The organism is Pseudomonas sp. B21-010 (genome assembly GCF_024749325.1).
Classification (GTDB): domain Bacteria; phylum Pseudomonadota; class Gammaproteobacteria; order Pseudomonadales; family Pseudomonadaceae; genus Aquipseudomonas; species Aquipseudomonas kilonensis.
The window spans coordinates 2924351-2938223 of record NZ_CP087198.1; the positions used below are offsets into that span (position 1 = coordinate 2924351).

Sequence of the window (13873 nt, forward strand, 5' to 3'; positions counted from 1 at the left end):
TATAAATTCAACTTTTCCTATCTTAGAGCGTCGCTGAAGATTGGGCTCCTGATTTCCAATGTCCGAGAGCATTCCATGGCAAGTTCCCTTGTATTCATCGATGGCGACCAAGGCACCACCGGGCTGCAAATCCACCAACGTCTGCGCGAGCGTAGCGATCTGCGGCTTTTCACACTCAGCCCCGAACATCGCAAGGATCCGCAACGTCGCGCCGAAGCCATCAACCACTGCGACATCGCCATTTTGTGTTTGCCCGACCAAGCCGCACGCGACGCGGTAGCGACCATCGAAAACTCCGCCGTTCGGGTGATCGATGCGAGTTCGGCGCACCGCACCCATGCAGACTGGACCTATGGATTCGCAGAGATGAATTCGCAACAGGCCCAGCGCATCGCCGCTGCGCGGCGGGTCAGCAATCCCGGTTGCTATCCAACGGGGGCGATCGGGTTGCTGCGCCCATTGCTGGAGGCCGGATTGGTGCCCAGGGATTACCCGCTGAACATTTATGCCGTGTCGGGTTATTCCGGAAAAGGACGCGTCGGCGTGCAAGAGCATGAGGGAGCCGGCGCAGCACAGGCGTCGGCGTTTCAGGTCTATGGGCTGGGGCTGGCACACAAGCATATTCCGGAGATTCAGCAGCAAAGCGGACTGACGGAGCGGCCGATGTTCGTGCCAGCCTATGGCGCTTTTCGGCAGGGGATCGTGCTGACCATACCCTTGCAAATCCGGTTGTTGGCGCCAGGCGTGAGCGCGGTGCAGTTGCATGCCTGTCTGATGCAGCACTACGCCGATGCGCGCCATGTACAGGTGATGTCGATGCAAGAAGCTAAAGCGTTGACGTCCCTTGATCCTCAAGCGCTTAACGGAACTGATGATTTGCGCTTGTCGGTGTTTGAGAATGATGAGACCGGGCAGGTTTTGCTGGCTGCGGTGTTTGACAATCTTGGGAAGGGCGCCGCTGGCGCGGCGGTGCAGAATCTGAACTTGATGCTTGCAGGCGCATGACCGAGCAAATCAGCCCGATGCCCTGACTTCAATGGGTAGCGGGAATATTCTGTTTGGGCATGAAGAATCGAGCAAATAGCTCAGATTGCGACTTGATATTTAATTTTGCGTAAATGTTGCGGCGGTGGACTTTTATGGTCTCCGCCGAGAGGGACAGCTTTCCGGCTATTTCCTTATTGGAGAAACCGCTGAGTAATAAACGGAGTACGTCACTCTCGCGTGCTGTTATTTGGGTGCCAAGCTGATTGACCGTTTCTGGCCACAGAGGCGGCTCAGCCGGAGTTTTCTCTACGTCAATTTCAAAACCCATGCGCTGATGCATCAATGCAGTCACCCACGGCTTGATGATATCCAGCATGGTTATTTGTTCTTGGCTAAAGCGGACTTTGCTGCCGATGGAAATGCATAACGTTCTGTCAGGGTCGAGTTGGACATTGTACTGCGCCTCATCCATGGAGATGTATTGTGCAAAATACTTGTGGTAGTACTCGGTTTCAAGAAAGTATTCCGGTGCAATATCCAATAGGTGGAAGAAGCCACTTTGTGGGTTTTCTCGATTGGCTATATAAAACGGGTCCAGCAAGTACAGGCCTTTCACGTAGCGATGAACGAATGCGTCGACTTCTTCCGCATCGGCTACTTCAGGAAGGCTGACGACCTGCACGTGTTGATTGCTGAAAATCAATACAACCCAATTATCGATTTGTACATATTCATTTAATGTGCGAACAAGTGAACTCCAGAAATCTGGACGATTCAGCTGCATGATCAGCTTCCCAATCGATCGATGCCAAGCCAGGCTGTGGAGGTCAAACGGCATTTTCTACCCCTTTAGGGTTAGGGATTCGCAGGTCAAGGGTAAGTATTCGTAGGTATTTACTATTCGGTAACACCCGGTATATTCGCTGCCAGGGTTAACGATGGCCATGAGGGCATATCGTCTTGACAAGGATGTTGCATGAGAAAGTCACATTTGCGAACCATTTTTTCCGCCTCGCTTCTCTGTGCAGGGATAAGCACATCAGTAGCGGCTGTAGAGCCCGGGATGTATCTGTATAACTGGTTCGGGTTGCTTGCGCCGGAGACGCCAAAGGAGTTTGAACAGGAAACTGGCACGAGCGTGCATATGGATGCGTTCGACAGCGCTGAAATCATGCAGAGCAAGGTCATGGCTGGGCGCACCGGGTATGACGTGGTTGTGGCAACCTCCAATGTGTTGCCCAGCCTGATCCAGGCGGGAGTCCTCCAGCCGTTGGATCGTAGTCAACTGAGTAACTTTTCACACATCGATCCTGAGCTCTTGGCCCAGCTCGCGGTCAATGACCCTGGTAACCGCTACGCCGTACCTTATCTATGGGGCACTACCGGCATTGGTTATGACGTTGACAAAGTCAGGGGCGCGTTGGGTGATAGTGCCCCGGTGAATAGCTGGGACCTGATCTTCAAAGAAGAAAACATTAGTAAGCTCCAGTCGTGTGGTGTGGCAATGCTTGACTCTCCAAGTGAGATCATTTCCATTGCCTTGAATTACCTTGGACTCCCTAGCAACAGCAAAAACCCGGATGATTACCAGAAAGCCCAAGCCTTGCTGTTGAAAATTCGTCCTTACGTCCTCTATTTCGATTCCTCCAGAATCGACGCTGACCTGGCGGACGGCAATATTTGTGCAGTTGTGGGATGGGCTAATGGTGCCCTTGCTGCACAGGCCAGCAACGAGAAGGCCAACACCGGGCGCACGATCGCCTACAGCCTTCCTCGCGAAGGCGCGCTGTCCTGGTCGGAGAATCTGGTTTTGCTGAAAGATGCTCCCCATCCCAAGGAAGGTATGGCGTTCATTAATTATATGATGCGACCAGAAATTATCGCCAAGACCTCAAACCACACGCTATACCCTAACGCCAATAAGGATGCCGCTGAGTTCGTCGAGCAGAAGCTGCGAGACAATCCTTGGATTTATCCAGACAAAAAAACGGTCGCAACACTCATTCCACTTGAGCCACTGCCATTGAAGTTGGAGCGGATCCGCACGCGGATCTGGACCAAAGTGAAGAGTGGCGTCTGATCTGACTTGATTTGTATGTCTGGAAAGTAAGACGCAAACGCCGATATACAGGCACGCTGGGCGGGTGGGTTAGTACCTGTTAATCCATCAGCCCAGTATTGCTCGGGGTCTTCCGGTCCATTGCGCCGCCTTATGTAAGAAGAGAACAGCGGATGTTCAGCCCAGCCAATCAAACGCACTTCAGTTTGACCATCGACGGTTTTGAGCACGATTTTCAAGTGCTCGCATTCACTGGCGAAGAGGCGATCAGCAGGCCTTACCTCTTCAACGTGGAATTTGTTAGCGAGCGGTCTGACCTGGATCTGGACGCGCTCTTCGACACAGAGGCTTTTCTGGCTTTGGACACGAAGGGCAACGGCATTCATGGGCGGGTCTACCACATCGCTCAAAGCAATAACGGTGAGCGTTTGACGCGCTACAGGCTGGCCCTCGTACCGCACCTGTCCTACTTGCGCCATCGCATCAACCAGAGGATCTATCAACAGTTCTCTGTGCCGAAAATCGTCGCCTTGATACTGGAAGAACACGGCATTCTGGGCGACGCCTATCGGTTTCATCTGGGGGCGACCTACCCCGAGCGCGACTACTGTACCCAGTACGACGAAACGGATTTGCACTTCATTCAGCGCTTGTGCGAAGAAGAGGGTATCCACTTTCACTTCCAACACAGCACTCAAGGCCACGTGCTGGTCTTTGGCGATGATCAGTCGGCTTTTCCCAGTCTTGGCCAACCCACTGCTTATAGGCATGAGAGCGATAGGGTGGCCGACGAGCCACTGATCAAGCGAATCAACCTGCGTTTGGGACAGCTCACCAGTCGTATCTCGCACCGCAACTATGATTTCGAGCAACAGCTGGACATTGAAAAAGATGACAGCCCGGAGCATTTTACCGGTCACGAGCACGGCAAGCAGATACGTCTTCGGACTATGGAGCGCCGCCATGCGGCCTATCGACAAGCTGAAGGGCAAAGTGACCAGACTCGGTTAGTCAGCGGCCATGTGCTGGAAATCTCAGGCCATCCGCGCCAAGAGTGGAACACCCTATGGCTACTGACCCAGGTCATCCACGAAGGCCGGCAACCACAGGTATTGGGTGAGAACGTCGCCAGTGGCAACACTGCGAACGAAGATGACTTTCATCAGGGCTACCGCAACCGCTTTGTCGTTCTTCCGTGGAATGTTTCCTATCGTCCGCCGTTGGCTCACAAGAAACCTCAGGTACCAAGCAACCAGGCTGCTGTAGTCGTCGCTTTAGAAGGCGAGGGGATCCAGAGTGATCGGCGCTTTGGGCGGATCAAGGTCAAGTTCCCCTGGGACCGCGAAGATAGATTTGACGACAAGAGTCATTGTTGGCTGAAGGGAGCTTCCGATTGGAGCTGTGAGATGGGGCCGCCCCGGACGGGCATGGAAGTCGTGGTCACATTTCTTGAGAACGACCCCGATCAGCCGGTGGTCAGCGGATGCTTGTGTTGTCGTTGAGGGGGCCGCTTTTCAGGTCTTAGGCATGGGGCGTACCCATCCAGGGCGAGCCCCGTTGTTTGAATGCCAAGGGGTGGATCGCGACAGCCGGAAACTGTCGCGGTCGGTTTACGTTTTAGCGATTAGCGTCGGCCAGGCCAACCTCAATGAAGCGCACGGAACTCTCCATTGCCTGCTGACCTTCTGGCAGCATGGTGGCGTAGAAGTGCCAGGCATGGAACATCGCAGGCCATACTTCCAGGTTGACGCGAACGCGGTTATCAGCCAAATGAGTTGCAAGACGCATCGCGTCACTCAACATCAGCTCGTTCTCGCCGATCTGCACCAGAATTGGCGGAAGTCCAGTGACGTCCGCGAACACAGGAGAGACCAGAGGATGATTGGCCAGTGTGTCGCCCAAGAACGCCCTGGCCAGAATATCCAGGACTGGCTTGGAGTTCAGAGGATCCAAACCTTCACGATTGTTCATGGAAGCACCGGTGTGTTCAAGGTTTGCCCATGGCGAAATGGAAGAGCCAACCGCAGGCAATGGAAGTCCTTTGGATTTGGCCGCCACCATCACGCTGACAACCATCGCGCCGCCAGCTGACTCGCCAGAGAATGCAATCTTGTTAGCCGGGATTTTCTGCTCAAGCAACCACTCGTAGGCGCGCAATGTGTCGTCAATAGAGGCTGGGAACTTGTGTTCAGGGGCAAGGCGGTAGTCCGGCATGTACACACGAACACCGAGCATCTTTGCGTAGTTGCCGCCGATGCCGTGATAGCCGTCTGGACGCCCAACAATGTAAGCCCCGCCGTGGATGTACATCATTACTGCGTCGCTTTTGATCTCGTCCGGAGTGACCAGTGTGCCTGGCACTCCACCCATGTCGACTGCTTCAAATTTGACGCCAGCAGGCGCTGGATTTTGCGCGAGCATTTTTGCGTAGGAGTCGCGGATGTCGCTCATCTTTGTGGTGGTATCGATACCCTTAAGAACGGGTACCAGATCGCTAAGGCTGTTAGCCCAGGTTTGGACGGCTGCTTGCACTTTAATGTTCATAATGACCTCAATTGATCGCTGGGCAATGGAATGGCTAATTGAGATATTATGCTCATGATTGGGGAATAGGGTTCCCTATAGCCGGGCGCTAAGCCGCCCGAACGTTGACGTCCAGAGGCCCCATGGAACTCCATAACCTGAACGATATTGCAGCGTTTGTAAGCTCGGTAAACGCTGGGAGCTTCACGGCGGCGGCCAAGCAACTTGGCCTTACTCGCTCGGCAGTGGGGAAGTCCATAGTCAGGCTTGAGACTCGATTACAGGTACGTTTGCTGAATCGCACCACTCGTAGTTTGAGCATGACGGATGACGGCCAGGTTCTTTATGAGCGCTGCGTGGGCATTCTGCAGGATCTGGACGACGTGGAGGATGCCCTTGCGTTTCGTCGTTCGACACCCAGTGGACGACTGCGGATGAGCCTGCCGGTTGCGTTGGGCAGACTTCATGTCCTTCAGCATATTGAGTGCTGTCTGAGGGATTGGCCATCCTTGAGCATGGATATCACCTTTTCCGACAGGCTGGTCGACCTGATTGATGAGGGATTTGACTTGGCCATGCGCATCGGGCCTCCCAAGGAAGACTCTCGGTTGCTCACGCGCACCGTGGCCTACCAACAAATGATTACCTGCGCTTCACCCAAGTATCTGGCTGAGCATGCACACCCCCAAACGCCCGAAGATCTCTTCGAGCATCAGTGCCTGCATTTCGTGAGCGGCGGGAGACTGCTTCCCTGGAATTTTCGAGTGAACGGTCGCTCTTTGCCAGTTACTCATGGTGGAAGGCTACAGATGGACAGTGCTGAGTCATTGCACCAGTCAGCTGTCGCTGGCCTGGGTATCGCGACTCTTCCTTCCTACGTGGTTAACGACGATTTGAGGAGCGGCAAGCTCGTTCAATTGCTCGCAGGATATGCAGAGGCCGCAGAGCCTATTCGGGTGATTTACCCTAGCAAGCGGCACCTCTCTCCAAAAATTCGACTCTTCATCGATAAGCTTGTGGAGGCTTGGTCGCCTTTTCCACCATGGGAGCATAATCCGGTGGAAGGTACTTCTCTGTCTGCCCCCTGAGCGAAGCGCATGTATCTGGTCGATCCGCCGCTTATACGCCGTAGATTCATCTCACACCGGCTTCGACTTCAGACTCTGGGCACGGCGCCCGTATTCACAATAATGTACTAACTCGAAGACTTGAGAGACCGTTTCTGGCCGAAACCGACCTCTAATCAAATATTCGATCCGCATCTGATTTGCTACATTTCCCCTCACCATCACCCCCAATGCCACCCCACGACAAAGGCCCCCAAAGATGCCCACCGCCCACGTCTTCATCGCCACCAGCCTGGATGGCTTCATCTCCCGCCCCGACGGTGACATCGACTGGCTTCTACAACGCGACGACCCGTCCGAAGACCACGGCTATCCAGCCTTCATCGCCGACAAGGACGTGATCGTGATGGGGCGCGGGAGCTATGAAAAGGTGCGGACCTTCGACACCTGGTTCTACGACCGGCCCGTGGTGGTGCTGTCCGAGCAGTTGGCCGATTCGTCGGTGCCCGAGGCGTTGAAGGGCAAGCTGCGTTTCTCCAATCTGGCCCCCAAGGATTTGATGGCGGAGCTGGAGAGTCAAGGCGTGCAGCGCGTCTATGTGGATGGCGGGCGGGTGGTGCAGTCGTTCCTGCGCGACGGATTGGTGACCGATATGGTGATCACCACCGTTCCTGTATTGATCGGCTCGGGGCGGCCGTTGTTCGGTGGGCTTGAGCGGGACGTGGATTTGAAACTGGTATCCAGCCGCAGCTTTCCTTCGGGCTTGGTGCAGTCTACTTACCGACTGGTCCCATGACCCGCGGATTCAACGCACGCGGTCGCGGCTTTGTGCGGCCAGGTCCAGGGCCTTTTGCATGTCCAGCCGCGCCGAGCGGCCGACGTCTTTGTCGTTGAGTTGGTAGCGGCGCTCCGACGGCAGGATGGGGGCGGTGAGGTCTTCGGCGTCCATCTGTTCGAAGTCGTGGTTGTCGCCGATGGTCATGGCGCTGCGGCGTAGCAGCATGCGCAGTTGCTCGGGTTGCAGTTGCGGGTTAATGGACAGCATCGCCGCCGGCAGTCCCGCGACCATAGGCGTGGCGTAGGACGTGCCGCAATGCACTGCGCCTTGCTGGCCGGCGTTGGTCGTCGAGGCATGGGCGCAAGCGGCGGCAGTGATGTCGACGCGCATGTCGATGTTCGAGGAGCTGCGCTTGACCGCATAGGCCGGGTCGTCGACGGCGACACCGGTATGCTCGCTGCGCTGGTGCCCGCCAACCACCAGCAATTGCTCGGTGATGAAGGAGGAGGGCAGGCGGTATTCGTCGCTGCCCGAGAACGAGGCGCCATTGCCGGCGGAGTTCACCACGATGACGTCGGGATGTTCCTTGCGCAGCCAGAGGAAGAACTCCTCCAGCAACTCCTCGTACCCGCCCATGGCGATGCCCGAGCGCAGCAGCGAGTCGACGTTATCGCCTTTGACGTCCTTGGCGCCGACGCGGTGGATGCCCCAGCTCCAGTTGAGCACGCGTACACCGTCCTCCACGAGGTTGACGGAGGCGGCGATGTTGGCGGTGATCCCGGCATCGGAATTACGTTCGACGATGACCTCGAAGCCGCCGCTCGTCTTGTCCAGCCCGCGGAGAAAACCGGTGTTGCCGCTGTCGTCCCAGTGCGCGGCGAGAATGCCGGCGACGGTTGTGCCGTGGTTGTCCGGCTTGTCTGCATCGCGGGCGTAGACGCAGGTGCGCGGTGGTGAGCAGGCGCCGAGGTAGTCTGCGAAGTCCGTCGTGTCGAAATCCACATCGCGCTCGATCAGGCCGATGCGCACCGGTTGCGGCTGGATGGGCGGCTGTCGTCCGGGGATGCGTCGTTGGTAATAATTCACCGCGTCGAGAAAGCGATTCGCGGCCCACTCATCGGAGTCCAGGGCTGGCTTCTTCGGTTCTTCAGGATGGGCTGCGGCTTGCTCGGTCTCTTCGGCCGAGGACTCTTCGATGACCACGGCGTCCACGCTGGTCTCGCTGCCCAGGCGCAGCACCAGGGCGTCACGCTGCACCAAGTCCTTGGCCGGCAGGCGAAGTTGGTACAGGTTCAGTGGCGCGATGCTGCCGACCACCGTTGCCCCGTACTTGCGGGCCAGGCGCTCGGCTTCCTGACGGCCGTCACGGTCTTCCTCGATCAGCACGCTGACCAGGTCTACGTAGGTGGTCAGGCCATCCATGTTCTTCGCTACTTCGTCCGCTCCGGCGGCCAGTACGTGACTGTTGCGCAAGGTCAGCCAGGCGGCATTGCTGGCGCGTGGGCCGTCCTGCAGCCAGAGCGGGCCGCTCTGGTAGTCGGCGCTGTCCAGGCGCAAGCGCAGGTTTTCCCCTTCGCGCTGGATCGTGTCCGCGGGTATCACCTTTGCGCCCAGTTTCAGTGGCGGCGTTGTCTGGCCCAGTCCGCGTACGGTCAGGCACCAGTCCTGGCTCTGGCTTTGTAGCAGGTCGCCACAGCGTTTCAGGCTTTCTAGGCGCAGCGGTTCAGGCACAGCGGCTGCCGTGCTGGCAGCCAAAGAGAGCAACGTAGCGAGGGCAGCGGATCGTAGGGGCATGAACCAGATTTCTTTGCCGAGGGTCTTGTTGCTCCGACTGTTACGTTGCTCGCTTCGTTCAGCGGGATAACGCTACCCAGCGATGACGCCTCTTCGTTCAGAAGCTATCGAGGCGCACACCCAACATGAACGCGATACCTGATATCCCGATCAAAACTGTCTTCCGGGTTTTCATAAGCTTCCAGTATTTCCAAGAACCCAGTGCGCTCAAGACTCACCAAGTCCTCAAGGGACCAATCAAAGGGGAAGTCGCTGGAAAAGCTTTCACCCTGATATTCAATCCATTGAGAAACCGGGAAGGGCAGGTAACCGAGCCACTCTGACCGATAGGTAATCTCGTCGGATTCGCTACTCGTCACGATGGCGTGGATCTTGTTCTTGATGGTTGCTTGGCGTTCATCCATGGTGTTTCGATCCTGGGTGATGAGATGGAGAGAGCAGCGAAGTTGTTCGGCTAATGGCAATCATCGACGACATGCCTCGTATCCTGTGTAGAATCCGTTTTTTCCAGTTTTCAAAGGATTGAGCCCGTGATTACTTGCCATGTCAGGTACGTCATTGACCCCTACCAGATCCCGGCTTTCGAGAGCTACTCGCGCCAATGGATTGAAGTGGTGACCCGAATGGGGGGCGTCCATCATGGCTACTTTCTTCCCGCCGAAGGCGCCAACAACATCGCCTACTGCCTGTTCAGCTTTTCCAGCCTGGCCGACTACGAAAACTATCGAAGGAAAGCCGAGCAGGATCCAGCGTGCGTTGAATTGGTGACCCAGGCGACGGAACAACGATTCATTCTGAGTTATGAGCGTAGTTTCCTGCGCCCTTTGCTGGATTGAGCGTGTGGCTGCTTGAATCAATGCCAGATTCCACATCACCCCACAAACGGACATCACAACGACACGGAGTGTCACAACATGAAAACCATTGATCGTGCTTTGCTAGGCTGCGGAATACTGATCCCATTCTGGCTGTTTTTGGGTGTCACACTGACTGCGCGGGCCTATCCAGGCTACAGCCATCTGGATCAAGCCATGAGCCAACTAGGCGCCATTGGCGCGCCAACCCACAATTTCTCTGCTTGGGTGAACAATTTTCCGCTGGGTGTGATGTTCGTGCTTTTCGCAACAGGTGTGGCGAGACGGTTCAAGGCATCGCCGATGGCCTTGTTTAGCGCGGCATTGATTCTCATCCATGGCTTGGCAAGCTTTACGGCCGGCTATTTTTCCTGCGACCAAGGCTGTGCGCCGGCTCAACCGTCGGTCTCGCAGCAGAGTCACAATCTTGCGGGGCTGGTGATGTTCATTTCGCTCACTCTGGCGGGAGCACTGTGGACGTTCCTTGGCAAGTCGCTGCTTTCATCTTCCAGGTTCGCCATGTTCTCGGCGATCTGCGTAGTCCTGGCCATCGTGACGGTTATGCTGATGGGGATGGCATTTGCCGACGGTCATTTGTTCGGCCTGTACCAGCGACTCAATTACGGGGTTTCGGTGGTCTGGATTGCCTCATTGGCCTTAGCTGCCTTGCAGGACGAGGCCGATGTGAAAGCCGCTTACATCCGTTAAATGCCTACATCACACTGAAGAACCTATCACTATCGCCGCGCCTAGATAGACCTCTGGTTAACGCGTTTGGAGAGCGCTTCGGCGCTTTCCTTGCGCTCGGAGTAGCGGTCGACCAAATAGGTTTCTCTGCCGCGTACCAGCAAGGTGAACTTCATCAGTTCCTCCATGACATCGACGACCCGGTCGTAATAGGACGATGGCTTCATGCGCCCGGCTTCGTCGAACTCAAGGAAGGCTTTGGGGACGGAGGATTGATTGGGGATCGTGACCATGCGCATCCAGCGACCGAGCACGCGGAGTTGGTTCACCGTGTTGAAGGATTGCGATCCGCCGCATACCTGCATCACCGCCAATGTCTTGCCTTGGGAAGGACGAACCGCGCCCAGCGCAAGCGGGATCCAGTCGATCTGCGCCTTGAACACCGCCGACATCGAGCCATGGCGTTCTGGCGAGCACCAGACCTGGCCTTCCGACCACATCACCAATTCGCGTAGTTCCTGCACCTTGGGGTGATCGACGGGCGCATCGTCCGGTAGCGGTAGCCCGGACGGGTCGAAGATCGCGGTTTCGGCGCCCATGAGCTCCAACAGGCGCGCCGCTTCGCGGGTCAGCAGCTGACTGAAAGAGCGCTCGCGGGTTGATCCGTACAGCAAAAGTATGCGCGGTTTATGCTCTGGTTCTGCGCTCTTTGCGAGTTTTTCCGCTGTTGGTACGTCGAAGAGTGACAGGTCAAGATTTGGGAAGTCATGCGGGGTTTCGCTGGAGAACTCAGTCATTACACAGCTCCAATCCGGTCCAGAACATAGGGAAAAAGCATATTCGTATTTCCATATGTTTATCGCAAGTCGCAATTGGCTGACCGCGCAAAACGTTGCCGATGGAAACCGATATTCCTTGCGGGAATGCTGCGCATAAAATTAATGAATTTTTATTATCTCTAAGCGAGGCGTAGCTTGATTTCAGGACACGGAGAACTGCGCTTTGAAATCATCCTCGTTTAATTCAGCGGAAAAATTTGATACTTCACGGGCCCACGAGTACGGCCGACAGAGCCGCATCGCGCTCGCTGGATACGACGCCTGTCAGGACCTGGCAGCGTGCATGCTGGCGGCGACCCTTGGGAACGTGGGCTCGGCGAAAATACTGGTGGTGGGCGCTGGCGGTACGGCGCAGGAGATCATTGCAATGGCCAAGCTGGAGCCGGGTTGGCGCTTCACTGCCGTCGATCCGTCCGGGCCAATGCTGGAGGCGGCGAAGCAGCAATTAGCCGCAAACAACTTGCTCGGAAGAACCGCCCTGCATCTTGGGCATGTTGAGGACCTGGTAGCTAACGGGTCGTACGATGCTGCCACCTTGATCGGTGTACTCCATCATCTCGATGGGGATGAAGCCAAGTTGAAAATATTACGGTCCATCCAGGCACATCTAAAGCCGGGGGCGCCGCTGATTGTCGCCGGGAACCAATATGCGTATGCCAGCCAGCCGCTACTCCTCGCGGCCTGGGGGCAACGGTGGCGACAGCATGGCGCCAGCCCGGAAGAAGTGACGGTCAAGCTTGGCAAGATTCTTCAAGGCGCCGACCCTCCACATTCCGAGGCCGCGGTTCAAAAACTGTTGAGTGATGCAGGATTCGGCAGTGCTACCCGGTTCTTCAGCAGCCTTTTCTGGAGCGCCTGGCTAACGTGCAAAACGGCCTGAGGACGGACCTTCAGCGACGTGGCTCAGCTTTCCGGCGGCGTGATGGGGGCGTCGCTGGCTTCAGCCGCCAGCTTCAGTCGGTCGGCTTTGCTGATGTATTGAGTCTTGTTTTTGGGTGCCAGCTTAGCACTGGCTTTTTTGGCGTTAGCCTTCAATAACTGGTTTATTTTCTTGCGGCGATTCATGTTGTTCTGCTCGGCATGTCAATTTTCCGGATGGTATCAGTTTTCCGTTTTCTCAGGATTTTTCCTCATTTTTGCAGTGGGCTTCACACGGCGTTCGATAATGATCGAGTCATTCGGGATCTCCAACCGAATCGCCGTTTCCTCGGCGTGCATTTCAATCAGCGTTGAATTGCCTACGCCTCGGAAAATTACCGTCGCATCTTCAAATTTTTTGTAATCTTCCAGCGGTGAATCCTTGGGGGCTGGCAATAGATTGGCGTAAGGCGGTTTCACCAGAATCGTTGCTCTTTCTATACGTATTTGCGCGAAGCTCATGGCCGCTTGCAGCAAGTCCGAAGTCACGCCCCCCATGAGAAGGGGCGTCAGGAGGATGACCCCAACGATCACTGCCCTGGTTCTCTTCAAGGGTTTCATTTCGGCGTGAGGATCCTGGTCAGGATGCTCGGAATCGACGACTTCAGGTGCCGATGGCTGCGCTGCTTTTATTTTCTTGTTCTGCTCCAGATAGGCGGAGTAAACGATGTACTGAAAAATGGGCAGAAGGATGAGCTGAATGTGTTCCAAGGGGCTTTTATGGGTAAGGAAATAAATGGTCGCCGCGCCGCATATTCCAAAAAACACCGAGAGGAAGGTTATTTTTGGTCGTTTGAATTCCAGTATGGGTTTTTTATCGGTGATTTTCCTATGTAGCCAGACGAAGCTTCTAAGCACGGGTATGAAGAACGGCGAAAGTAATACCCCTACAGCCGTGACGGAGACTGAAAAGTAAACACAAACCAGTCCGAAGCAAAACGCCGTGACTAGAAATAACAAACTGTCTCCAACGGATACGCCTTGTGGATAATGACCGTTGCTCAATAAATAACTGACGATGCACGTGCCGCCAATCAGCAATCCGATTCTTGCCGACAGGGAGAGTAGTTTTGTAGCGATCTCTATCTGTTTTTCGAGTCCGGTGGTTGCTTCCCGCATCATGGAATCCTCCTTGATATTAAGCAGCAGATGGTCGCTTCCCGGACGCATCTATTCGTAGAGAGCATAGCGATGCTTTGGTTGTTCGTGACGTGTGAGTGCGCGCAAAGTTGGGGCGAGGCTGGCGAATGCTTCCCATGAGCCTCGGGAGGTGATCGCGGGTTCGCACTGGGTAGCTGCGTCTAAAGGTAAAAAAGCGTCTTGAAATGTCGGTCTTCAGACTGCCTTAAGACTTTACCCGTAGGTTG

Annotated in this window: 15 protein-coding genes; 8 read left to right on the plus strand and 7 right to left on the minus strand. The window is 55.6% G+C overall.

What is annotated here, in order from left to right:
- Nucleotides 1–75: 75 nt before the first annotated feature.
- Nucleotides 76–1005, plus strand: coding sequence for an N-acetyl-gamma-glutamyl-phosphate reductase (gene argC, locus LOY50_RS12870; RefSeq protein ID WP_258691057.1), 930 nt, complete (start codon nucleotides 76–78; stop codon nucleotides 1003–1005).
- Nucleotides 1006–1033: 28 nt separating this feature from the next.
- On the opposite strand, the gene LOY50_RS12875 is transcribed toward argC, so the two are convergent.
- The gene (locus tag LOY50_RS12875) at nucleotides 1034–1825 is read right to left on the minus strand and encodes a helix-turn-helix transcriptional regulator (protein ID WP_024618998.1); all 792 of its coding nucleotides are present in this window, start codon (nucleotides 1823–1825) and stop codon (nucleotides 1034–1036) included.
- Between the two features lie 138 nt (nucleotides 1826–1963).
- On the opposite strand from LOY50_RS12875, the gene LOY50_RS12880 reads away from it, so the two are divergent.
- On the plus strand, nucleotides 1964–3067 hold the full coding sequence (locus tag LOY50_RS12880) for a polyamine ABC transporter substrate-binding protein (RefSeq protein WP_253474179.1): 1104 nt from the start codon (nucleotides 1964–1966) through the stop codon (nucleotides 3065–3067).
- A 152-nt stretch (nucleotides 3068–3219) separates the two neighbouring features.
- Nucleotides 3220–4548, plus strand: coding sequence for a type VI secretion system tip protein TssI/VgrG (gene tssI, locus LOY50_RS12885; protein WP_258691058.1), 1329 nt, complete (start codon nucleotides 3220–3222; stop codon nucleotides 4546–4548).
- Nucleotides 4549–4663: 115 nt separating this feature from the next.
- Here tssI and LOY50_RS12890 read toward each other — a convergent pair whose 3' ends face one another.
- On the minus strand, nucleotides 4664–5590 hold the full coding sequence (locus LOY50_RS12890; RefSeq protein WP_253474185.1) for an alpha/beta hydrolase: 927 nt from the start codon (nucleotides 5588–5590) through the stop codon (nucleotides 4664–4666).
- 122 nt (nucleotides 5591–5712) lie between these two features.
- Between LOY50_RS12890 and LOY50_RS12895 the strand changes: the two genes are divergently transcribed.
- Both LOY50_RS12895 and LOY50_RS12900 read left to right on the plus strand, forming a co-directional pair.
- Nucleotides 5713–6657, plus strand: coding sequence for a LysR family transcriptional regulator (locus tag LOY50_RS12895; protein WP_253474210.1), 945 nt, complete (start codon nucleotides 5713–5715; stop codon nucleotides 6655–6657).
- A 238-nt stretch (nucleotides 6658–6895) separates the two neighbouring features.
- Complete coding sequence (locus LOY50_RS12900) at nucleotides 6896–7432, plus strand: dihydrofolate reductase family protein (RefSeq protein ID WP_258691059.1); 537 nt, start codon at nucleotides 6896–6898, stop codon at nucleotides 7430–7432.
- Nucleotides 7433–7441: 9 nt separating this feature from the next.
- Here the strand turns inward: LOY50_RS12900 and LOY50_RS12905 are convergent, their stop codons facing one another.
- Together LOY50_RS12905 and LOY50_RS12910 are read right to left on the minus strand one after the other, a co-directional pair.
- Nucleotides 7442–9208: a S8/S53 family peptidase gene (locus tag LOY50_RS12905; RefSeq protein ID WP_258691060.1), complete on the minus strand. Its 1767-nt coding sequence runs from the start codon at nucleotides 9206–9208 to the stop codon at nucleotides 7442–7444.
- A 104-nt stretch (nucleotides 9209–9312) separates the two neighbouring features.
- On the minus strand, nucleotides 9313–9612 hold the full coding sequence (locus LOY50_RS12910; RefSeq protein WP_253474218.1) for a hypothetical protein: 300 nt from the start codon (nucleotides 9610–9612) through the stop codon (nucleotides 9313–9315).
- Nucleotides 9613–9738: 126 nt separating this feature from the next.
- Here LOY50_RS12910 and LOY50_RS12915 point away from each other — a divergent pair, with 126 nt between their 5' ends.
- Nucleotides 9739–10044, plus strand: a complete 306-nt coding sequence (locus LOY50_RS12915) for an NIPSNAP family protein (RefSeq protein WP_253474221.1) — start codon at nucleotides 9739–9741, stop codon at nucleotides 10042–10044.
- Between the two features lie 78 nt (nucleotides 10045–10122).
- A complete protein-coding gene (locus LOY50_RS12920; RefSeq protein ID WP_258691061.1) occupies nucleotides 10123–10770 on the plus strand; it encodes a DUF998 domain-containing protein in 648 nt (215 codons plus the stop codon).
- A gap of 41 nt (nucleotides 10771–10811) precedes the next feature.
- On the opposite strand, the gene arsH is transcribed toward LOY50_RS12920, so the two are convergent.
- Entirely contained in the window at nucleotides 10812–11546 is a 735-nt protein-coding gene (gene arsH, locus LOY50_RS12925) for an arsenical resistance protein ArsH (RefSeq protein WP_258691062.1), read from the minus strand.
- 205 nt (nucleotides 11547–11751) lie between these two features.
- Here arsH and LOY50_RS12930 point away from each other — a divergent pair, with 205 nt between their 5' ends.
- Entirely contained in the window at nucleotides 11752–12468 is a 717-nt protein-coding gene (locus tag LOY50_RS12930; protein ID WP_258691063.1) for a class I SAM-dependent methyltransferase, read from the plus strand.
- 23 nt (nucleotides 12469–12491) lie between these two features.
- Here the strand turns inward: LOY50_RS12930 and LOY50_RS12935 are convergent, their stop codons facing one another.
- A complete protein-coding gene (locus LOY50_RS12935; RefSeq protein WP_080766468.1) occupies nucleotides 12492–12653 on the minus strand; it encodes a DUF2986 domain-containing protein in 162 nt (53 codons plus the stop codon).
- Between the two features lie 36 nt (nucleotides 12654–12689).
- Nucleotides 12690–13628, minus strand: coding sequence for a hypothetical protein (locus LOY50_RS12940; protein WP_253474229.1), 939 nt, complete (start codon nucleotides 13626–13628; stop codon nucleotides 12690–12692).
- Between the last annotated feature and the right edge of the window lie 245 nt (nucleotides 13629–13873).

Bases quoted from the DNA above. Each gene is read 5' to 3' on its own strand.
- LOY50_RS12900 (WP_258691059.1), top strand. From the start codon at position 6,896: ATGCCCACCGCCCACGTCTTCATCGCCACCAGCCTGGATGGCTTCATC.
- LOY50_RS12935 (WP_080766468.1), bottom strand. From the start codon at position 12,653: ATGAATCGCCGCAAGAAAATAAACCAGTTATTGAAGGCTAACGCCAAA.
- LOY50_RS12920 (WP_258691061.1), top strand. From the start codon at position 10,123: ATGAAAACCATTGATCGTGCTTTGCTAGGCTGCGGAATACTGATCCCA.
- LOY50_RS12895 (WP_253474210.1), top strand. From the start codon at position 5,713: ATGGAACTCCATAACCTGAACGATATTGCAGCGTTTGTAAGCTCGGTA.
- LOY50_RS12890 (WP_253474185.1), bottom strand. From the start codon at position 5,590: ATGAACATTAAAGTGCAAGCAGCCGTCCAAACCTGGGCTAACAGCCTT.
- argC (WP_258691057.1), top strand. From the start codon at position 76: ATGGCAAGTTCCCTTGTATTCATCGATGGCGACCAAGGCACCACCGGG.
- tssI (WP_258691058.1), top strand. From the start codon at position 3,220: ATGTTCAGCCCAGCCAATCAAACGCACTTCAGTTTGACCATCGACGGT.
- LOY50_RS12940 (WP_253474229.1), bottom strand. From the start codon at position 13,628: ATGATGCGGGAAGCAACCACCGGACTCGAAAAACAGATAGAGATCGCT.
- LOY50_RS12910 (WP_253474218.1), bottom strand. From the start codon at position 9,612: ATGGATGAACGCCAAGCAACCATCAAGAACAAGATCCACGCCATCGTG.
- LOY50_RS12905 (WP_258691060.1), bottom strand. From the start codon at position 9,208: ATGCCCCTACGATCCGCTGCCCTCGCTACGTTGCTCTCTTTGGCTGCC.
- LOY50_RS12880 (WP_253474179.1), top strand. From the start codon at position 1,964: ATGAGAAAGTCACATTTGCGAACCATTTTTTCCGCCTCGCTTCTCTGT.
- LOY50_RS12875 (WP_024618998.1), bottom strand. From the start codon at position 1,825: ATGCCGTTTGACCTCCACAGCCTGGCTTGGCATCGATCGATTGGGAAG.
- arsH (WP_258691062.1), bottom strand. From the start codon at position 11,546: ATGACTGAGTTCTCCAGCGAAACCCCGCATGACTTCCCAAATCTTGAC.